Below are 19,361 nucleotides of genomic sequence, written 5' to 3'. Positions count from 1 at the left end.
GCGGGGATGTCTGCCTGCGGAAGGCGCCGCGGAGCCTAGCTGACGCTGCCGAGTTCCTTTGTTTCCTGCGCTTCCATGCGCGGATCCGTACCCAGCAGGCGGCGCAGCGACGCGAGCCGGGCAGCGCCGGAGGGGCCCGCGTGGCCGGCTGACACCCAGGCGTCCACGCCGCAGTTGACCGCAGTGGCATCGTGCTTGCAGCCCCGCTCGCAGGCTTCGGTGCCAGGCGCCAGGTCGGGGAACGAATGCAGGATCCGGTCCGGGTCAACGTGCGCCAGGCCGAAGGAGCGGATGCCGGGGGTGTCGATGATCCAGCTTCCCGTCGGGGCATCGGCCAGCTTGAGTGCCAGGGCCGACGACGACGTGTGCCGCCCCCGCCCGGTGACGGCGTTAACGCCGCCGGTGGCCCGTTCCGCCCCGGTCAGGGCGTTGACCATGGTGGATTTGCCGACGCCTGAGTGGCCCAGCATCACGGTGACCTTGCCGTCCAGGTGGGCGCGCAGCTGGGAGACCGCTTCGACGTCAAGACGGGCGGACAGGCCGTCGTCGGACCGGGCATCGATGCCCGACGCCGCCGAGTCGGCCGTGCGGCTGATGATGACGGGGAAATCGAGGTGCCGGTAGTTGTCGAGCAGTTCGGCGGGGTCCTTGACGTCCGCCTTGGTGACGAGCAGCAGCGGCTCGATGCCGGCGTCGTACGCCGCCACGAGGGCGCGGTCGATGAAGCCGGTGCGCGGTTCCGGGTTGGCGGCGGCCACGACCACCACCAGCTGGTCCGCGTTGGCCACTACCGCGCGTTCGATCGGGTCGGTGTCATCGGCGCTGCGGCGCAGGAGCGTCTTCCGGTCCTGGATCTTCACGAGGCGGGCCAGCGTGTCCGGGTCTCCGGACACGTCGCCGACGAGGGACACGAAGTCGCCGGCCACCACGGGGGAGCGGCGGAGTTCGCGGGCCCGGGCGGCGATGACCGTCCGCTCGTCGCCGGAGTCCTCGCCCACCACGGCCGTGTAGCGCCCCCGGTCAACGGTGATGATGCGGCCGGTGACGGCGTCCTCATAGGCGGGCCGGTCCTTGGTGCGGGGCCGCGTCCCCTTCTTGTTGGGACGGATCCGGACGTCGGATTCGTCCCAGGAGTCAGTGCTGCGTGCCACCGGGGGTCCCTGCGCCCTTCCTCTGGGCAGAGGCGCTGCCCTGTGCGAGCATGTCCGCCCAGAGCTGCGGAAAGTCCGGCATGGTCTTGGCCGTCGTGGCGATGTCCTGCACTTCGATGCCGTGAACGGCCAGGCCGAGGATCGCACCCGCCGTGGCCATCCGGTGGTCCGCGTAGCTGTACACAACGCCGGCACGGAGCGGCGCCGGCCGGATGATGAGTCCGTCCGGTGTTTCCTCGGCGTCGCCGCCGAGCCGGTTGATCTCGGTGACCAGCGCCGCGAGCCTGTCCGTTTCGTGGCCGCGCAGGTGGGCGATGCCGCTCAGGCGCGAGGGGCCAGTGGCCAGGGCGCAGAGTGCCGCGACGGTCGGTGCGAGCTCGCTGGTGTCGGCGAAGTCGGCGCCCCTGATTTCACTGCCGCCGGTGACCGTGAGCGTTCCGGCCTCCAGGGTCACGGTGGCCCCCATCTCGGTCAGGATGCTCCGCCAGAGATCACCCACCTGGGTGGTGTGTTCGGGCCAGTCCGGGATCCGTACCGTGCCGCGCGATGCGAGGGCGGCGGCCAGGAAGGGCCCGGCGTTGGAGAGGTCCTGCTCGATCCGTTGATCGAAGGCGCGGATTGTTCCCGGGTTGACGATCCAGTGGTTCGGTGTGGAGTCGTCCACGGCGACGCCGACTCCGCGCAGCACGGCCACGGTCATGTTGATGTGGTCCAGGCTCGGGACGGCGCTTCCGGCATGCTCGAGGTGCAGGCCTTCGGTGAACCGTGCCCCGACGAGCAGCAGGGCCGAGACGAACTGGGAGGAGGCGCTGGCGTCAATGACGAGGTGCCCGCCGCGGACCTCTCCCGTGCCGGCGACAGTGAAGGGCAGGGAGGCGGGCATTTCGCCGGACTCACTGCTCACGGCGACGCCGAGCCCCACCAGGGCTTCGATGATGGTGCCCATCGGCCGTGCCCGGGCATGGGGGTCGCCGTCGAAAACTGTGGCGCCGCTCCGGAGGGCAGCCAGCGGCGGGACGAAGCGCATCACTGTGCCCGCCAGCCCGCAGTCGATGGCCACTTCTTGGCCGCCGGAATGCGGCGGGATGGGTGTTACCTCCAGGTCCGGGCCGAAGGCACCGTCGCCCGGCACCTCGCGGACCTCGGCGCCGAGCTGGCGCAGCGCCCCGATCATCAGGGCCGAATCACGGGAATGCAGCGGCGCCCGCAGGCGGCACGGGCCGTCGGCCAGGGCAGCGAGCACGAGGTACCTGTTGGTCAGGGACTTCGAACCGGGTACGCGGACAGTGGCGTCCACGGGCCGCTCCGCGAACGGCGCGGGCCAATGCGGTTCGGCGCCCGTGTTGTCGACGGGCACGCCCGGGATGGATCCTGTCATTCCTGCTTATGCCCCCACTGCGTGGTCTACGGCCTTGCGAACAGCCTTATCGGCCTTGTGGAGCTTCTTGCCCGTGGTCTTGCGGGCGTCCGCGGCCAGGTGGCTTGCCGTCTTCCGGGCGTCGGCGGCGAGATGCTCCGCGCGCCAGGCCAGGCTGGGCTTGCCGGCCGTGTCCACCGAGGCCAGCAGCACGCCGCCCGTCAGCGTGACGTTCTTCAGCAGCTGGGTCCGGCGGGCGTCCCTGCCTTCTTTGCTGCTGATGTCGGCGCTGCGCCACTCGACATACGCGTTCAGCGCCGAGATGAGGGCCAGGAGGGTTGCCGAAAACCGCGCGAACTTGCCGCAGGCGAAGAGGACGCCGGCACCCACCTGTGTTCCGCCGATGAGCCGGGCCAGGACTTTCTCGTCCGTCTGGAAGGGGAGCGTCTCTGCGGCACGGCGCAGGAGGGGTGACAACTGTTCCACAGTGTCGTCCGCATTCCTGAGCTTGTCCACGCCGGCGAGGACGAAACTTGAGGCCAGCATGGGCCGGGCGAGAAAACGGACAAAGGACATGAATTTCCTCCTGGATGGACGAGCCACGGTTTCTGCGGCGGAGTCGGTTCTAGTCTTGCACTTTTGCGGAATATTTGCCCGCCACACGTCGTTGTCGACTACAGGCCCGGAACAGCCTTTCGGACAATTGTCCGGGGCCGGTTGCCGGGGCTGAATCGTGACCGTGGCGTTGTGCCCGGCCGGACTATCGCAGTTCATGCCCTCGGGCTGGCCGCGGGCCGTCCCGGGCCGGACACGGAGATGCATGATGCGAGCTTGATGCGAGGGGACGGTCCTGCTGTGCAGGACCGATGGAGTGGAGATGGAGCTTTGACTTTGGTGAAAGATGCTGTGGGGCTGCGAAGCCCCTCCAGGCTGGGCCCCTATGTGGCGGCGGAGTTCAAGCCTGAGACGGCAGGGCTCGACGTGCCGAAATTTGACGTGCTGCGGGCAGTGTCCGCCGGTGCGGCCCCTGGTGCCGGACGCAGTCCGGGGCGGGGTCCGCGGATCACAGTAGACTTGAACGCAATGAGCACCGTGGATCCGGCCCTAGAGGCCGCACAGGAGAAGGACGCCGTAGACGGCGTCCAGGTCAGTTCGTCGGAGCCCGCCGAGGCGGCCGAGGAAATCGACGTCGCATCCGAGAGCCCGGAAGCCCGGCGGATCCGTTTTGAGCGCGACGCGATGCAATACGTTGACCAGCTGTATTCGGCGGCCATGCGGATGGCCAGGAACCCTGCAGACGCCGAGGACCTGGTCCAGGAGGCCTATACCAAGGCGTTTTCGGCGTTTCACCAGTACAAGCCCGGTACTAATCTGAAGGCCTGGCTGTACCGGATCCTGACGAATACGTACATCAACCTCTACCGCAAGCGCCAGCGCGAGCCGCTGCAGTCGAATTCGGACACCATCGAGGACTGGCAGCTCGCGCGGGCTGAATCGCACACGTCCAGCGGGCTCCGCTCAGCTGAGGCGGAGGCGCTGGACCACCTGCCCGATTCGGACGTCAAGCGGGCGCTGCAGGCCATTCCGGAGGAGTTCCGGCTCGCCGTCTACTTCGCCGACGTCGAGGGCTTTGCCTACAAAGAGATTTCAGACATCATGAACACCCCCATCGGCACTGTCATGTCCCGGTTGCACCGGGGCCGAAAGATGCTGCGGGACATGTTGGCGGATTACGCCGCCGAACGGGGATTCAAAGCTGCTCCGGACACGAAGGCAGCAGCGGAAAGCAACAATCAGGAGAACAGGAAATGAGCGACTGCCAGGGATTGGGCGATTGCGACGACGCCAGGATGCAACGCATTTACGAATATCTAGACGGAGCGCTGACCCGCAGTGACCTTGCGGAAATCAAGCATCACCTGGACGAGTGTCCGGAATGCACACACCAGTACGATCTCGAGTGCGTCATCCGGAACATGGTGAAGCGGTCCTGCACTGAAGCCGCCCCGGAGAACCTGAAGAACGCGATCCTGGACAGGATCCACAACATCCGCCCCGTGGACGCCTGAGGTCAGGCCGAACCTTAACGAAGTGCCCCCGCAACCAGCAGGTTGCGGGGGCACTTCGTTTAAGCTTCGGTTCTAGCCGTGGCTTAGGTGTTGGGGCGCTTCCCGTGGTTAGCGCCGCCACGCTTACGGTCACGGCGTTTACGTGCACGCTTGCTCATAGCTGGCCTCCTTAATATCGGTACTCGAAAGAGCTGCCCTCAAGTCTCCCACATCGGTGGACGGGCCGCGAACCGGCTTCCGGTGCGCGGAACGGCCGGCGGATGTTGCCGGCGGACGCGTAGACCGGGCAGCGGCCGGCGGCGTTTGGTGATCGGCGGTGGCCGGCCCGTAGGAGCCCCAGATGACGTTCACGGCTCGGCCTTCAAGGAATTCGTGATCGAAATGCGTGCCTGGTCAAGTACCGTCCTCATGGTCTCCAGCGTGACCGGCGTCAGTGGCCGCGTGCTGGCCTGCGTCCGGAGTTCCACCCTTAGGTCGTCCCGGAAGGATTGGAGCAGCATCTCCGCCTCCTTGAGCCTGCGGTGTCCCTCCGGGGAGGAGCGGGCAGCGGAGACGGTGAAGTCAGATGATCTGGCAGCGGAGCGGGCAGCTTCCGCGGTGGCTGCAAGATCCGCGCGCAGGCCCCGCATATTGGTCCGGATATCGGCCCGCAAGGCGTCTGCCAGCCGCCGGACGGACGCTGCAATGTCGTTTTCCACGCCCGCAAGTTCATCGCGCCGGCGGTTCAGCTCGGCCAGGCCTGCCGCCGTGATGCGGTAGTTGGTGCGCCGGCCTTCCGTTTCCGTGGCTACGAGTCCCTCTTCCTCCAGTTTCCCGAGCCGCGGATATATCGTGCCTGCGCTGGGGGAGTAGGTGCCACCGAACCGTTCGCTCAAGGCCTTGATGAGTTCGTACCCGTGCTTGGGCCCGGATTCCAGGAGCGCGAGGAGGTACAGCCGCAGCGCGCCGTGGGCAAAGACCGGGGGCATCAGAGCGGCGTTTCTGCGTCGGCGGGAACCTGGCCGTGGAAGATGGAGGTCTTGCCGGACACCGAATTGGTCCGCACCAGCATCAGCCTGGCGTCCGGGCCTGCGATGGTCTGCAGCTTGCCGCCCGGCTGCATGTACTTCTGGTCATCAATCACCACGGCACCGCTGGCGGATTTGGCCACGATGTCCACGCCTACGTCGCGGGGGAGCCTGATGGTCAGGTCGCCGGACACCGAGTTGGCCCCAAAGTCGTGGGTGAAGCCTTGCAGGTCGAAGCTCATGTCGCCGCTGACGGTGTTGGCGCGGATGTTGCTGAAATGGCCCGACGCCGTGACCTCGCCCGAGACGCTTTTTGCCGTCAGGACCCCGCGGTGGTTCCGGGCGATCACTTCGCCGCTGACGGTGTTCACATGGAGATCGCCAGACGTGCCGTCCGACATGACCGAGCCGGACACCGTGTTGAGTTTGGTGTGGCCGCTGATGCCGGACACAAGGCCGTCGCCGCTGACGGTGCCGGCTTCGACTTCGACGCCGGCCGGTACCGCGATGCTGATGACCACAGAATTGTTGCTGTTGTTGTTGACCGACCCCATCAGGTTCTTGAACCAGCCCTGCGGGCCGTGCAGCTGGTGCCGGACCTCGAGGCGTCCGTCGGCGAGGGTAACGGCCAGCGGGTCGCCGTGGACTTCGGAGACCTCGATGCGGGTCACGTCCTCGTCGTGGGTGACGATATCAAACCGGCCCCGGACAATGCCGAGCTTCAGCGACGAGACGCCGTCGACGTCGATGGTCTGGGGGCCGGTGGCGGTCCACGAGTTCTCTGCCATGATTCCTCCGCTTGCGATATATCGTGACTGTCACATCACGATATATCGCAAGACGCGGAAGATCAAGATATATCGCGAGTACTCCCGCCTACTCGGGCGTGTCCATTCCCAGCCACTGGAACCAGCCGCGATGCAAAACCAGCCACGCCATCAGCCCGTAGCCCGCCTGCCCCGGGGTGCCGCCGTTGGCAGCGAGGTCCTGGCGCCATTGCTCGTGGTTGAGCAGCGGCGAAAAGGTGTCCACGTAGAGGTGCTTTCGCCGCGTGGTGACGTCGGCGAAGGCCGTGTTGAGTTCATCCAGCCGGCGGTTCTGTTCCGGATCCAGGGTGGGTGGCGGCCCCACGACAAAGACTTCGAGCCGCTTCTGCGTGGCGGAATCGAGGATGTTGGCCAGATTGAGCCTGCTCCGCGCCGTGGACAGCCCGAACTCTATGTCCCGCCCTGAAAGCCCGATGACCAGTCGGTTCTCGTAATGGTCGCTGAACCGTCGGCCCGTTTCCTCAAGCCACCGCGCCGCGAGGCCTTCGGTGCCTTCCTGGGGGCAGGGAAGTGCAAAGCTTTCAACCGTCATGCCGTCCTGCGGAGTGCGGGCCAACACGCGGCCCAGCCAGCCCAAGGCTCGGGGGTCCCCGAGTCCGGCCAGCAGTTCATCGCCAACAGCCGCAATCCGCAGCTTCCTGTCTTCCACTACTACCTCTTCACCTATAGGGAGGGCGTGCCCCGGATACGGACCAGTTCCGCACGGTGGCGCAATCCGCAGCCTGCGCCGCCGTCCTGCCTGTGTCCATTAACTCACGCCGATTAAACAGAACTGCCCGGCTGAAACGGTTTGTCACCGTTCGGCCGGGCAGCTGCACTGCTACTTGCGCTTGAAGGCCTGCTTCAGAAGTGCATCCTGCTCGGCGGCATGGCGCTTCATGGAGCCGGCAGCGGTTGATGCCGAAGCCGGGCGGGAAACCAGGCGAACGTAGCGGTCAAGTGCCGCCGGGAGGTTCAGTCCCATGAACGGCCACGGGCCCTGGTTCGCGGGCTCGTCCTGCGCCCACACCACTTCGGCGTTGGGGTACTTGGCCAGCTCGGCTTTGATTTCCTCCTGGGGCAGCGGGTACAGCTGCTCCACTCGTACGATCGCCGTCGTCTTGTCGTCCGTCTTCTGCCGGGTGGACAGGAGGTCGTAGTACAGGCGGCCCGAGACCAGGAGAACGCGTTCGACGGCGTCCGCCGGCAACTGCTCATGGTCACCAATGACGGGCCTGAAGCCGCCGGTGGTGAAGTCCTCCACGGACGAGGCAGCAGCCTTGAGGCGCAGCAGCTGCTTCGGCGTGAAGATGATCAGCGGCTTGCGCGGACGGCTGTAAGCCTGGCGGCGCAAGAGGTGGAAGTGTGATGCCGCGGTGGTGGGATTGGCCACGATCATGTTTTCCTCGGCACACATCTGCAGGAAGCGCTCGATGCGGGCAGACGAGTGGTCGGGTCCCTGGCCCTCGTAGCCGTGCGGCAGCATCAGGACGAGCGACGAACGCTGGCCCCACTTCTGCTCTGCGGATGAGATGAACTCATCGATGATGGTCTGCGCGCCGTTGACGAAGTCGCCGAACTGGGCCTCCCACAGCACCAGTGCATCCGGACGCTCCACGGAGTAGCCGTATTCGAAGCCCATGGCCGCGTATTCGGACAGGAGGGAGTCGTAGATCCACAGTTTGGCCTGGTCTTCGGAGAGGTGGCCCAGAGGGGTCCACTCATGACCGGTGGCGCGGTCGTGGAAGACGGCGTGGCGCTGCACGAAGGTGCCGCGGCGGGAATCCTGGCCGGCGAGCCGGACGGGGACGCCCTCCATCACCAGTGAACCGAAGGCCGCGAGTTCGCCGAAGCCCCAGTCGATGCCGCCCTCGCGGGACATCTGTTCACGCTTCTCCAGGAGCTGCTTGAGCTTGGCATGCACAGTGAAGCCCTCCGGAATATCCAGATGGGCCTTGCCGATGCGGGCCAGGGTGTCCGCTGAGATTGCGGTGGACGCCGGAGCGTTGGTGCCGGAGTCCGACTGCTGCGCCTGGGGCCGCTCGATGTCGGAGACAGCTGCGGAGTCGGCGGTGATGATCGGGATGGGCGAGGTCTGCGCCGCATGGGTTTCGGCAAAGACCCGCTCGAGGCGTTCCTGGTAGTCGCGGAGCAGCTGCTCTGCTTCTTCCTCGGTGATGTCGCCGCGGCCGATCAGTGATTCGGTGTAGAGCTTTCGGACGGAGCGCTTGGCCTCGATGAGGTTATACATCAGCGGCTGGGTCATTGAGGGGTCGTCGCCCTCGTTGTGGCCGCGGCGGCGGTAGCAGACCATGTCGATGACAACGTCCTTGTGGAACCGCTGGCGGAACTCGTAGGCGAGCTGGCCGATGCGGACCACTGCTTCCGGATCGTCGCCGTTCACGTGGAACACCGGAGCCTGGATCATCTTGGCGACGTCCGTGGAGTAGGTGGACGAACGCGAGGAGGACGGAGCGGTGGTGAACCCGACCTGGTTGTTGACCACGACGTGGATGGTGCCGCCCGTGCGGTAGCCCCGCAACTGGGAAAGGTTCAGCGTTTCGGCCACAACACCCTGGCCGGCGAATGCTGCGTCACCGTGCACCATGATGGGCAGCACGGGGAAGGCCTCGCCCTGGTCCAGACGGTCCTGCTTCGCCCGCACGATGCCCTCCAGCACGGAGTCCACCGCTTCCAGATGAGAGGGGTTGGCGGCCAGGTAGACCTTGGTTTCCTTGCCGCTGTCCGAGGTGAACGTGCCTTCGGTTCCCAGGTGGTACTTGACGTCGCCGGAACCCTGCACGGAGCGGGGATCCTGCGTTCCCTCGAATTCACGGAAGACCTGGGCATAGGTCTTGCCCGCGATGTTGGTGAGCACGTTGAGGCGGCCGCGGTGGGCCATGCCAATGGCAACCTCGTCCAGTCCGTCGTCGGCGGCATCGGAGATGATGGCGTCAAGTAGCGGGATCAGGGACTCGCCGCCCTCGAGGGAGAAACGCTTCTGGCCGACGAACTTGGTCTGCAGGAAGGTCTCGAACGCCTCTGCTGCGTTGAGCTTGGAGACGATGCGGAGCTGCTCTTCACGGCTCGGCTTGGAGTAAGCGTGCTCCAGCTGGTCCTGGAACCACTTGCGCTCTGCCGGCTCCTGGATGTGCATGTACTCGATGCCCGTGGTGCGGCAGTAAGCATCGCGCAGCACGCCGAGGATGTCGCGGAAGGCCAGCATGGGCTTGCCGCCGAAGCCACCGGTAGGCCATTCGCGGTCCAGGTCCCACAGCGTCAGGCCGTAGGTGAGGACGTCGAGGTCCGGGTGCTTGCGCTGGACGTACTCCAGGGGATCGGTGTCCGCCATGAGGTGGCCGCGCACGCGGTAGGAGTGGATCAACTGCTGGATCCTGGCGACCTTGTTGATCTGATCGGAGGGGTCCACCTGGAGGTCCGGGCTCCAGCGCACAGGCTCGTAGGGGATGCGCAGGGATTCGAAAATCTCGTCGTAGAAGTCCTGGGCGCCCAGCAGGAGCTGGTGGACCAGCTTGAGGAATTCACCGCTGCCTGCCCCCTGGATGACGCGGTGATCATAGGTGGACGTCAGCGTGAGCACCTTGCTGATGGCGTTGTGCGCGATGATCTTCTCGCTGGCACCCTGGAATTCCGCGGGGTAGTCCAGTGCGCCGACGCCGATGATGGCGGCCTGGCCCTTGGACAGGCGGGGAACAGAGTGGACCGTGCCGATGCCGCCCGGGTTGGTCAGGGACACGGTGGTGCCGGAGTGGTCGTCCGCCGTCAGCTTGCCGTTGCGGGCCCGCTTGATGAGGTCCTCGTAGGTGTGCCAGAACTCGGAGAAGTTGAGCGTCTCCGCTTTCTTGATGTTCGGGACCATGAGCAGGCGTGTGCCGTCCGGTTTCGGCATATCGATTGCGATGCCGAAATTGACGTGGGCGGGCTGGACGGCGACAGGCTTGCCGTCCACCTCGTCGTAGTACACGTTCATGGAAGGGAACTGGGAAAGCGCCCTGATGACGGCGTAGCCGATCAGGTGGGTGAACGAGACCTTGCCGCCGCGCGCACGCGCCAGGTTCGAGTTGATGACAACGCGGTTGTCGATCAGGAGCTTTGCCGGAATTGCCCGGACGCTGGTGGCGGTCGGCACCTCGAGGCTGGTGACCATGTTCGAGGCGATGGCCTTGGCCGGTCCGCGGAGGACCGAGACAACATCTTCCTCGGGTGCGGTGGGCGCCTTGACGTTTTTCGGAAGCTGGGCCGGAATAGGCTGGGCGCCGCTGCCCGCCTCGGTCTTCTTCGCGCCGTCGCGGGCTATCGTAGCGGGGGCCTTCTTGGCGGGTGCGGCAGGAGCGGCGGCCGGCGACGTTGCCGGCGGTGCCGCGGGTGCCTGGCCCGCGGGGTTAGCAGCAGCCGGGGCCTTTGCAGGCACCGGCGGAGTCACAACGGGCATCTCGCGCGTGGCCGGATTGGCCGGTGCGGACGTCACATTCGGGACCCCGTTGGAAGTTGGGCCGCTACCACTGTCAAAAGATTCGAACAGGGGCCACCATTTGGCATCGACCGTATTCTTGTCCTGCTGGTAACGCTCGTACAGTTCGTCAACGAGCCACTCGTTTCCGCCAAATTCCTCTGGTAGACGGTGGCTAGGCTGCTCTGGCACTTGAAATACGCCTCTTCCATGAGTTTGAATTCCCTCTGGTCGCCAAGGTGCCACGGCACAACAATCGAACCAGTTTCTGTGTCCTGTGAACCCAGACCTCTGCCAGTCTAGTGACCGTTCCGGCTTAACTGCCAATAAGGGTGACTCAAATCATGTACTCGCCGAATTGTGGCTTGAGAGTGGCTTAAATCCGGGAATCAATGACCTCCGGCGCCGGCCCGCCGGTCTTGCCGGGCGGGCGTTTTTTTGCGGGAACCGCACGCGTTACGCAGCGCCCGGGCGCGCCAAGTGCACCACCGCGGGCGCCGCTGCTCCTGTAGACTGCAATTCTTATGGACAGTAAATCTAGGTGCCGGCCTGGGGGCTGTCAGCGGAGCAGAATCAGCGCCGTACAGCCCACCCGCAGAGCCGGCAATCCCCGTTCACGTTCCCGCCAATGTCCGCCGCTTCACCTCGCCGGGACTTCCGTGGATGCGGCTCCGGCCGACCATCCTCCGCCTGGCAGTTACGCCGGCATTCCCTCTTCGGCCCGCGGCCCGCGCCGGCCCGGCAGCATCACGGCAGGCCGCTAAATGGAGTGGCTTCTTCTCGCGGCCGGGTTCCTGCTGATCCTCGGCACCGGCTTTTTCGTCGCCGTCGAATTTTCCCTTATTGCGCTCGACCAGCCCACAGTGCAGCGCGCTGTGGATGACGGCGACACCGCCGCAGTCCCGCTGCTCAAGTGCCTCAAGTCGCTCTCCACCCAGCTCTCCAGCTGCCAACTGGGCATCACCATGACAACCCTGCTCACCGGCTATGTCATGGAACCGTCGGTGGGCGCGCTGCTGGAAGCGCCGCTGGCCCTGCTCGGCCTTCCCGAAGCGATGGCCGGATCTGTTTCCCTGGTGCTCGCCATGGTGATTGCCACCCTGCTCTCCATGCTGCTCGGCGAGCTGGTTCCCAAGAACATGGCGATCGCCCTGTCGTTCCGCATCGGCCGCGCCCTCGCGCGGCCCCAGCTGATGTTCACCGCCATCTTCAAGCCGGCCATCATCCTGCTGAACGGTTTTTCGAACAAGGTGCTCAACGTCTTCGGACTCGAGGCGAAAGAAGAAATCTCGGGAGCCCGGACGCCCGCCGAGCTTGCGTCCCTCGTGCGCAGGTCCGCAGCCATGGGAACCCTGGACGTCGGGACCGCAAACTTCGTCGCCCGGACCCTGAACTTCTCCGGACGTTCGGCTGCCGATGTGATGACCCCGCGCATCCGGGTCGAGGCCATCAACGCACACCAGCCTGTGTCGGACATCCTCGACGCCGCGCGCCGCACCGGCTACTCGCGTTTCCCCGTGATCGGCGAATCCACTGACGACATCCGCGGGCTGGTGCACGTGAAGAAGGCCATTGCCGTGCCGTCGAAGCGGCGGTCCAAGCTGGAGGCGGGCGCCATCATGACCGATGTTCTGCGGGTGCCGGAAACCATCCACCTCGATGCCCTGCTGGCCGAACTTCGGGAAGGCAACATGCAGCTCGCTGTGGTGCTGGACGAATACGGCGGAACTGCCGGGATTGCCACGCTGGAGGACCTCGTCGAGGAAATCGTGGGCGAAGTGGCAGACGAACACGACAAGGTCCGGCCCGGCCTGCTGCAGAGTGCCTCGGGTGACTGGTATTTCCCGGGCCTGCTGCGGCCGGATGAACTGTCCGAACAGATTCCCGGACTCAGTGTCCCCGACGAGGCCGCCTATGAAACGGTTGGCGGTTACGTCATGAGCGAGCTCGGGCGCATCGCCTCGGTGGGGGACACTGTCCAGGTTGGCGGCGGCACGCTGAACGTCACCCGGATGGACGGCCGCCGCATCGACCGGATCTGCTTCAAGCCGGACCGCGAACCCGGCGACGGCTCCGCAAGTGAGCCTGCCGCAGAGATGCCCTCCGCAAGGAACGGCTCCTACAGGAACGGTTCGTCGCGGAAGGGATCCGTCCGGAAGGGCGCGTCCCGGAACGGTTCGTCGAGGAACGTCTCCTCCAAGGACGCGTCGGCCACGAACGGGGGCGCGGCATGAGCGACTGGGTCGGACTTCTCTGGCTGGTGCTGCTGCTCATCGGCAACGCTTTCTTCGTCGCGGCCGAGTTTGCGGTCATGTCCGCACGCCGGAGCCAGATCGAGCCGCTGGCTGACTCCGGCTCCCTGCGCGCGCAAACCACCCTGCGGGCCATGGAGAACGTCTCGTTGATGCTGGCCTGCGCGCAGCTGGGCATCACGGTCTGTTCCCTGTTGATCCTGCTGGTTGCCGAACCGGCAATTCACCACCTGCTGGCTGTTCCTCTGGCGGCACTCGGAGTGCCCATGGAAATTGCCGACGTCGCCGCGTTCGTGGTGGCGCTGATGGTGGTCACGTTCCTGCACGTGACGTTCGGGGAGATGGTGCCAAAGAACATCTCCGTGTCGGTGGCGGACAAGGCGGCCCTGCTTCTGGCTCCGCCCCTGATGTTCGTCGCGCGCATCGTGAACCCGGTGATCGTCGCACTGAACTGGTCCGCGAACCACATCCTCAAGCTCATGCGGATCGAGCCGAAGGACGAGGTCAACTCCTCCTTTACCCTCGAAGAGGTCCAGTCCATCGTGCAGGAGTCCACCCGGCACGGGCTGGTGGATGATGATGCGGGCCTCATCACCGGCGCGCTCGAGTTTTCGGAGCACACGGCCGCCGATGTCATGGTTCCGCTGGAGCGGCTCGTCATGCTGAGGACCTCCGCGACCCCGCTGGAGTTCGAAAAGGCCGTGAGCCGGACCGGGTTCTCCCGGTTCCCGATGGTGGACGACGACGGCATGCTCGCCGGCTACCTGCACATCAAGGACGTGCTTGCGATTCCCGAATCGGGCTACGGGCACGCCATTGCCGAAAGCCGGATCCGGTCGCTGGCCAACCTCGCACGCGGCGACGAGATAGAAGATGCGATGTCCGTCATGCAGCGCACCGGCTCCCACCTGGCACGCGTGATCGGACCCCATGGCCAGACGGAAGGCGTGCTGTTCCTTGAGGACGTGATCGAACAGCTGGTGGGCGAAATCCGCGATGCCACGCAGGCCAAGGGGATCCGCCGGCTCGGCGAGCCCAACGGCGACTAACAGGGCTCATGGGGCGGTCGGGGGACAGAGTCCCCCGGCCGCAGTTCTAAATAGGAATCATTCCTATTTAGCGATACACTCGGTAGGGTTGCTGATCCCGAAAATGCTATTCCCAGAACTGAGGTTTTCTCCGTGCGCATGACCGTCCGTACATCCATCACCGCCGCCATTGCCGGTCTCGGCCTGCTGCTCACGGCCTGCGGAACGACGCCGGAGATTTCCGCACCGACTGCCGGCAACGGCATCCCCGTTGTCACCTCGACCAACGTGTACGGCGAAATCGTTGAATCCATCGGCGGCGACAAAGTAAACGTCACCGCCATCATTTCCCGGACCAGCCAGGACCCCCACTCCTATGAGGCCACAGCCCAGGACAGGCTGGTCATCTCCAAGGCCAAGCTGGTGGTGGAAAACGGCGGCGGCTACGACGACTTCATCCACACGATGGCCGACGACAACAACATCCCGCATGACAGCATCGTCAGTGCCGCGGAAGTGTCGGGGCTGGTCCCCGCAAGTGACAGCACACCATCCGCGACGGCCGAAAGCGGCCACAGCCATGACCATGGCGAGTTCAATGAACACGTGTGGTACAGCCCGCAGGCCATGTCCCGGGTTGCCGACGCGGTGGCCGTGAAGCTGGGAACGATCGACCCCGGTTCGGCTGCTGAGTTCAAGGCCAATGCCGCTTCCTTCAAGTCAGGACTGACGGAACTCGAAGGCAAGCTCGCCGCCATCAAAAAGGCGCACGCAGGGTCCCGTGTCGCCGTCACTGAACCCGTACCGCTCTACCTGCTCGAGGCCGCCGGACTCGATAACCGCACTCCGGCCGAGTACACCGCCGCCATCGAAGAGGGGACCGACGTGTCGCCGGCCGTCCTGAAAGCTGCCACTGCGCTGGCAGCATCGCCTGAGACCAGAATGCTCGCCTACAATGAGCAGACCGACGGCCCGCAGACCGAGGCGCTGAAGAATGCGGCCGCTGCCGCTGGCACGCCCGTCGTGAATTTCAGCGAGACTTTGCCCGAGGGCAAGACGTACCTGCAGTGGATGGCGGACAATGTGGGGAACATCAGCAAAGCCCTGGAGACCAAGAATTGACCCCAGTCATCAGCCTGCGCAAAGCATCCCTCAAGTTTGGCAAGCGGGCGCTCTGGGAAGACCTGGACCTCGACATCAAGCCCGGGGAATTCTTTGCGGTTCTTGGACCCAACGGCAGCGGTAAGACCAGCTTCCTCAAAGTGCTTTTGGGCCTGCAGGAACTGCACTCCGGGAGCGCAACACTCGGAGGCCATCCCGTAGAACGGGGCAGCCGGATGATCGGCTACATCCCGCAGCAGAAGCCCTTCCTCCCTGATACCCCGATGCGGGCGCGGGACCTCGTGGGCCTCGGCGTTGACGGCCACCGCTGGGGCATCCGGGTGCGGAACGCCAAGGCCAACCGCAGGATTGACGAGCTGCTGGACCTTGTCGGGGCCAGCGACTACGCCAAGGTGCCGGTCGGGCAGCTGTCGGGCGGGGAGCAGCAACGGCTGCGCATCGCCCAGGCCCTGGCGACGGACCCCAAGGTGCTGCTCTGTGACGAGCCGCTGTTGTCTCTGGACCTGCACCACCAGCAGGCGGTCAGCGCCCTCATCAACAAGCAATGCCACGAGCAAAAGAGCGCCGTGGTCTTCGTGACCCACGAGATCAATCCGATCATCGACTACGTCGACAGGGTCCTGTACCTGGCCGGAGGCCGTTTCAGTGTGGGCACTCCGCACGAGGTGATGACCACCGACGTCCTGTCCGAGCTTTACGACAGCCACGTGGAAGTGATCCACGCGAACGGCCGGATCGTCGTCGTCGGACTCCCGGACGCCACCACCCATCATCACGACGAGGCACATGCTGCCGCCGGGGAGGGTGTCTGATGGATCCGGAAGGCATCCTGCAATCGGTGTTCAACTTCGAAAACTACGGTGAACTGCTGGTCCTGGTACAGAACTCGCTGTGGGCCGGAGCCGTGTTGGGCCTGCTCGGCGGCCTCGTGGGCACGTTCGTGATGAAGCGCGACCTCGCATTCGCCGTCCACGGCATCTCCGAGCTTTCCTTTGCCGGGGCAGCCTTCGCGCTCCTCATCGGGGCCGACGTCGTGTTCGGTTCGCTGATCGGCTCGGTGGCCGCCGCGCTCCTGCTGGGCCTCATGGGGGTGCGGGCCAGGGACAAGAATTCCATCATCGGCGTGATCATGCCGTTCGGTCTGGGCCTCGGCATCCTGTTCCTGTCCCTTTATGAGGGCCGCGCGGCCAACAAGTTCGGCCTCCTGACCGGGCAGATCGTCTCCGTGGACACGGTGCAGCTGCAGGTCCTTGCCGGTACCGCGGTGGTGGTCATGGCTGCGCTCTGCGCAATCTGGCGGCCGCTGAGCTTCGCAAGCGTCGACCCCGAACTCGCCGAGGCGCGCGGCGTCCCGGTGCGGGCGCTGGCGCTGGCCTTCATGGTGCTGCTGGGCGTCAGCGTGGCTTTGTCGATACAGATAGTTGGCGCGCTGCTTGTTCTTGCCCTGCTGATCACTCCTGCGGCGGCTGCCCTGCGGCTGACGTCGTCACCCCGCCTGGTGGTGCTCCTGAGCGTGGTGTTCGCCGTGGTGGCCACAGTGGGCGGCATCCTCCTGGCCCTCGGCGGCCGCATCCCCATCAGCCCCTACGTGACCACGCTGTCCTTCCTGATCTACGTGGCGTGCAGGGTGATCGGAAGCGTCCGAGCCAAGCGCGGGCTCAACGGCAGGGTTATGCGGACCGCGTAGTGCTGCCTGAATCCGCACCGGACGCGGCGCCCGCCTTGCGCGCCGAGCAATCGGGGCACAGGCCATAAATCTCCACCGTGTGAGCCACTTCGGTGAACCCGTGCTCCTGCGCGGTCCGCGCGGCCCAGGTTTCGACGGCGGGAGCCTCCACTTCGACTGCCTTGCCGCAGTTCCGGCACAGCAGGTGGTGATGGTGCCCCGTCACTGCGCACCGGCGGTACACGGCCTCGCCGTCCCCGTTCCGCAGAACGTCCACCAGCCCCTCATCGGCCAGTGACTGCAGAATCCGGTAGGCCGTGGCCAGGGAGACAGACACGCCCTTGTTCTGGAGTATCCGGTACAGCTCCTGGGTGCTGACGAAGTCATCAAGGTCGTCAAGTGCGGCGCTCACGGCCAGCCGCTGCTTGGTGACACGCTGCTCTTTGCCGCCAGCTGCCGCCGAAGGGGTCAGCTGCCTGCCGTCAGCGCTGGCGCCGTGTGGCATGAATGGACTCGCTTCGCTAAGGGATATTGGCAATGTACAAGATTACCAGCCGGAGCTCCGTGGACACTGATCGGGGGGATCCCTAGGCTGGCGGCATGAAGCTGACAAAATTCACGCATGCGTGCGTCCGGCTGGAACGGGACGGGCGGGTCCTGGTGCTGGATCCCGGGACGTTCTCGGAGTCCGCCGAAGCGCTCGACGGTGCGCACGCTGTCCTCATCACGCACGAGCACCCGGACCACATCGACGTTGCGGCCGTGGCGTCCGCGCTGGCGGGCAACGCGGAGCTGCAGCTCTTCGCGCCGGAGGGCGTGGCGCAGAACCTCCGCACGGAGGCGCCCGGCGCCGCGTCGCGGGTGCATGCCGTGAAGCCGGGAACGTCGTTCGACGCCGCCGGATTCGCCATCCGCAGCTTCGGCGGCCAGCACGCACTGATTCACCCGCACGTTCCGGTGGTGGCCAACATCGGCTACCTCGTGGACGAGAACGTGTACCACCCCGGCGACTCGTTCATCATTCCTGACGGCATCAGCGTGCGCACCCTGCTGGTGCCGGTCCACGCTCCCTGGAACAAGGTGAGCGAGGTGGTGGACTTTGTCATCGGGGTCCGCGCGCCGCGGGCATACCCTATCCACGACGGACTGCTCAACGGCACTGGCCTGGACCTGGTTGAGGGTCACGTCAAGCGGCTGGGCGCCAGGTATGGCACCGAGTTCGCGCACCTCTCCAGCCGTGAATCCGTGGACGTCTAAGGGCTCCAGGTGCCCGTCTCGAAGAACGCGCTGATGGTGTCCTCATGCGGCTCGGGATCCAGTCCCTGCGCCGCCAGCCACGCGGGGCTGTAGTAGCTGCCCGCATAGCGGTCTCCGCCGTCGCACATCAGCGACACGACACTGCCCCGCTGCCCCTCGGCGACCATCCGCGCGATCAGCTGCCAGACACCCCACAGGTTGGTGCCCGTGGACGGCCCGGCATGCAGGCCTGCCAAGGAATGCAGGTGCCGCATGGCCGCGACGGAGGCGGCGTCCGGCACCTGGATCATGTGGTCGATCACGGCGGGCACGAAGCTTGGCTCCATGCGCGGCCTGCCAATTCCCTCGATCCGGGAGGGAAGGCCCGTGCTGAAGCCGGCCGAACCGCTGCGCCAGCCGGGATAGAAAGCTGAATTCTCCGGGTCCACCACAGCCAGCGACGTGTCATGGCGGTGATAGCGGAGGTACCGTCCGATCGTGGCGCTCGTCCCGCCCGTCCCCGCGCCCACCACGATCCACCGCGGAACCGTGTGCTCCTCGAGAGCCAGCTGCTGGAAGATGGACTCGGCAATGTTGTTGTTGCCCCGCCAGTCCGTGGCGCGCTCGGCGTAGGTGAACTGGTCCATGTAGTGGCCCTTGCTCGTCGCCGCCACGTCCGCGGCAGCCGCATAGACCTCCGAGGCATGGTCCACCAGCAGGCAGGCGCCGCCGAAATGTTCGATCAGCGCGATCTTTTCGGGGCTGGTGGTCCGCGTCATGACCGCGATGAAGGGAAGTCCGAGCAGCTGCGCGAAGTAGGCTTCGGACACCGCCGTGCTGCCGCTGGAGGCCTCCACGAGGGTGGTGCCCTCCGTGATCCAGCCGTTCACCAGGCCAAACAGGAACAGGGACCGGGCCAGCCGGTGCTTCAGGCTTCCCGAGCGGTGCGTGGATTCGTCCTTGAGGTAAAGCTGGACACCCCAGTGCTCCGGCAGCGGCACGGAATACAGGTGGGTGTCCGCCGAACGGTTGTTTTCCGCGTTGATCTTGCGGACGGCTTCGTCGGCCCATGCCCTGCTCCTGTTGCCTGCAATGTTCACCGAATCAGCCTACCGGTGCAGGGGCCGCGCTCGGGGCCGAAGTTGTCCCGGCACCGGAGTTGTCCGGCGTTAGAGTTGGATCTGCCGGCCCCGGTT

Annotated in this window: 17 protein-coding genes; 8 read left to right on the top strand and 9 right to left on the bottom strand. The window is 65.6% G+C overall.

Translation table 11 applies throughout. From position 1 onward, the window contains the following. Positions 1-35 precede the first annotated feature (35 nt). From CXQ90_RS00975 to CXQ90_RS00965, 3 genes are read right to left on the bottom strand one after another with little or no spacing between them, the layout of a single operon-like run. Positions 36-1,151, bottom strand: coding sequence for a ribosome small subunit-dependent GTPase A (locus CXQ90_RS00975; RefSeq protein ID WP_104136282.1), 1,116 nt, complete (start codon positions 1,149-1,151; stop codon positions 36-38). Next, a complete protein-coding gene (gene aroA / locus CXQ90_RS00970) occupies positions 1,135-2,529 on the bottom strand; it encodes a 3-phosphoshikimate 1-carboxyvinyltransferase (protein ID WP_104136280.1) in 1,395 nt (464 codons plus the stop codon). The genes CXQ90_RS00975 and aroA overlap by 17 nt, the downstream gene beginning before the upstream one ends. A 6-nt stretch (positions 2,530-2,535) precedes the next feature. Continuing rightward, positions 2,536-3,084: a DoxX family protein gene (locus tag CXQ90_RS00965; RefSeq protein WP_104136279.1), complete on the bottom strand. Its 549-nt coding sequence runs from the start codon at positions 3,082-3,084 to the stop codon at positions 2,536-2,538. 507 nt (positions 3,085-3,591) lie between these two features. Between CXQ90_RS00965 and CXQ90_RS00960 the strand changes: the two genes are divergently transcribed. Both CXQ90_RS00960 and rsrA read left to right on the top strand, forming a co-directional pair. Continuing rightward, positions 3,592-4,320, top strand: a complete 729-nt coding sequence (locus CXQ90_RS00960) for a sigma-70 family RNA polymerase sigma factor (RefSeq protein WP_258064265.1) — start codon at positions 3,592-3,594, stop codon at positions 4,318-4,320. Continuing rightward, positions 4,317-4,577, top strand: a complete 261-nt coding sequence (gene rsrA / locus CXQ90_RS00955; RefSeq protein WP_104136277.1) for a mycothiol system anti-sigma-R factor — start codon at positions 4,317-4,319, stop codon at positions 4,575-4,577. The genes CXQ90_RS00960 and rsrA overlap by 4 nt, the downstream gene beginning before the upstream one ends. A 347-nt stretch (positions 4,578-4,924) precedes the next feature. On the opposite strand, the gene CXQ90_RS00950 is transcribed toward rsrA, so the two are convergent. The 4 genes from CXQ90_RS00950 to CXQ90_RS00935 form a co-directional block, all read right to left on the bottom strand. Continuing rightward, a complete protein-coding gene (locus CXQ90_RS00950) occupies positions 4,925-5,545 on the bottom strand; it encodes a PadR family transcriptional regulator (protein WP_104136275.1) in 621 nt (206 codons plus the stop codon). Further along, positions 5,545-6,372, bottom strand: a complete 828-nt coding sequence (locus CXQ90_RS00945; RefSeq protein ID WP_104136274.1) for a DUF4097 family beta strand repeat-containing protein — start codon at positions 6,370-6,372, stop codon at positions 5,545-5,547. Before CXQ90_RS00945 ends, CXQ90_RS00950 begins: the two co-directional genes overlap by 1 nt. An 88-nt stretch (positions 6,373-6,460) precedes the next feature. After that, positions 6,461-7,060: a GDSL-type esterase/lipase family protein gene (locus CXQ90_RS00940; RefSeq protein WP_104136272.1), complete on the bottom strand. Its 600-nt coding sequence runs from the start codon at positions 7,058-7,060 to the stop codon at positions 6,461-6,463. A gap of 171 nt (positions 7,061-7,231) precedes the next feature. After that, positions 7,232-11,053: a multifunctional oxoglutarate decarboxylase/oxoglutarate dehydrogenase thiamine pyrophosphate-binding subunit/dihydrolipoyllysine-residue succinyltransferase subunit gene (locus CXQ90_RS00935; RefSeq protein WP_104136271.1), complete on the bottom strand. Its 3,822-nt coding sequence runs from the start codon at positions 11,051-11,053 to the stop codon at positions 7,232-7,234. Positions 11,054-11,625: 572 nt separating this feature from the next. On the opposite strand from CXQ90_RS00935, the gene CXQ90_RS00930 reads away from it, so the two are divergent. From CXQ90_RS00930 to CXQ90_RS00910, 5 genes are all read left to right on the top strand, one after another. Beyond that, on the top strand, positions 11,626-13,095 hold the full coding sequence (locus CXQ90_RS00930; RefSeq protein WP_258064263.1) for a hemolysin family protein: 1,470 nt from the start codon (positions 11,626-11,628) through the stop codon (positions 13,093-13,095). Continuing rightward, positions 13,092-14,162: a hemolysin family protein gene (locus CXQ90_RS00925; RefSeq protein WP_104136269.1), complete on the top strand. Its 1,071-nt coding sequence runs from the start codon at positions 13,092-13,094 to the stop codon at positions 14,160-14,162. The genes CXQ90_RS00930 and CXQ90_RS00925 overlap by 4 nt, the downstream gene beginning before the upstream one ends. A gap of 138 nt (positions 14,163-14,300) precedes the next feature. Then, a complete protein-coding gene (locus CXQ90_RS00920; protein ID WP_104136267.1) occupies positions 14,301-15,263 on the top strand; it encodes a metal ABC transporter solute-binding protein, Zn/Mn family in 963 nt (320 codons plus the stop codon). Next, a complete protein-coding gene (locus tag CXQ90_RS00915; protein WP_181038384.1) occupies positions 15,260-16,075 on the top strand; it encodes a metal ABC transporter ATP-binding protein in 816 nt (271 codons plus the stop codon). The genes CXQ90_RS00920 and CXQ90_RS00915 overlap by 4 nt, the downstream gene beginning before the upstream one ends. Next, positions 16,075-16,950 carry a metal ABC transporter permease gene (locus CXQ90_RS00910; RefSeq protein ID WP_104136265.1) on the top strand — a complete coding sequence of 292 codons (876 nt, stop codon included), beginning with the start codon at positions 16,075-16,077 and terminating at the stop codon, positions 16,948-16,950. The genes CXQ90_RS00915 and CXQ90_RS00910 overlap by 1 nt, the downstream gene beginning before the upstream one ends. Here the strand turns inward: CXQ90_RS00910 and CXQ90_RS00905 are convergent. Next, positions 16,934-17,434 carry a Fur family transcriptional regulator gene (locus CXQ90_RS00905; protein WP_104136264.1) on the bottom strand — a complete coding sequence of 167 codons (501 nt, stop codon included), beginning with the start codon at positions 17,432-17,434 and terminating at the stop codon, positions 16,934-16,936. The genes CXQ90_RS00910 and CXQ90_RS00905 overlap by 17 nt on opposite strands. Positions 17,435-17,529: 95 nt before the next feature. Here CXQ90_RS00905 and CXQ90_RS00900 point away from each other — a divergent pair, with 95 nt between their 5' ends. After that, a complete protein-coding gene (locus CXQ90_RS00900; protein WP_104136262.1) occupies positions 17,530-18,186 on the top strand; it encodes an MBL fold metallo-hydrolase in 657 nt (218 codons plus the stop codon). On the opposite strand, the gene CXQ90_RS00895 is transcribed toward CXQ90_RS00900, so the two are convergent. Then, complete coding sequence (locus tag CXQ90_RS00895; protein WP_104136260.1) at positions 18,183-19,265, bottom strand: PLP-dependent cysteine synthase family protein; 1,083 nt, start codon at positions 19,263-19,265, stop codon at positions 18,183-18,185. The genes CXQ90_RS00900 and CXQ90_RS00895 overlap by 4 nt on opposite strands. Positions 19,266-19,361 lie beyond the last annotated feature (96 nt).

It is taken from the genome of Arthrobacter sp. ZGTC131 (genome assembly GCF_002929275.1).
Lineage (GTDB): Bacteria > Actinomycetota > Actinomycetes > Actinomycetales > Micrococcaceae > Arthrobacter.
Note: the sequence above shows the minus strand (reverse complement) of the source record. Positions and strands in the feature narration are given on the sequence as shown.

Excerpts from the sequence above, each read along its gene's own strand:
- aroA (WP_104136280.1), bottom strand. The coding sequence starts at position 2,529 with ATGACAGGATCCATCCCGGGCGTGCCCGTCGACAACACGGGCGCCGAA.
- CXQ90_RS00965 (WP_104136279.1), bottom strand. The coding sequence starts at position 3,084 with ATGTCCTTTGTCCGTTTTCTCGCCCGGCCCATGCTGGCCTCAAGTTTC.
- CXQ90_RS00960 (WP_258064265.1), top strand. The coding sequence starts at position 3,592 with ATGAGCACCGTGGATCCGGCCCTAGAGGCCGCACAGGAGAAGGACGCC.
- rsrA (WP_104136277.1), top strand. The coding sequence starts at position 4,317 with ATGAGCGACTGCCAGGGATTGGGCGATTGCGACGACGCCAGGATGCAA.
- CXQ90_RS00950 (WP_104136275.1), bottom strand. The coding sequence starts at position 5,545 with ATGCCCCCGGTCTTTGCCCACGGCGCGCTGCGGCTGTACCTCCTCGCG.
- CXQ90_RS00945 (WP_104136274.1), bottom strand. The coding sequence starts at position 6,372 with ATGGCAGAGAACTCGTGGACCGCCACCGGCCCCCAGACCATCGACGTC.
- CXQ90_RS00930 (WP_258064263.1), top strand. The coding sequence starts at position 11,626 with ATGGAGTGGCTTCTTCTCGCGGCCGGGTTCCTGCTGATCCTCGGCACC.
- CXQ90_RS00925 (WP_104136269.1), top strand. The coding sequence starts at position 13,092 with ATGAGCGACTGGGTCGGACTTCTCTGGCTGGTGCTGCTGCTCATCGGC.
- CXQ90_RS00920 (WP_104136267.1), top strand. The coding sequence starts at position 14,301 with ATGACCGTCCGTACATCCATCACCGCCGCCATTGCCGGTCTCGGCCTG.
- CXQ90_RS00910 (WP_104136265.1), top strand. The coding sequence starts at position 16,075 with ATGGATCCGGAAGGCATCCTGCAATCGGTGTTCAACTTCGAAAACTAC.
- CXQ90_RS00905 (WP_104136264.1), bottom strand. The coding sequence starts at position 17,434 with ATGCCACACGGCGCCAGCGCTGACGGCAGGCAGCTGACCCCTTCGGCG.
- CXQ90_RS00900 (WP_104136262.1), top strand. The coding sequence starts at position 17,530 with ATGAAGCTGACAAAATTCACGCATGCGTGCGTCCGGCTGGAACGGGAC.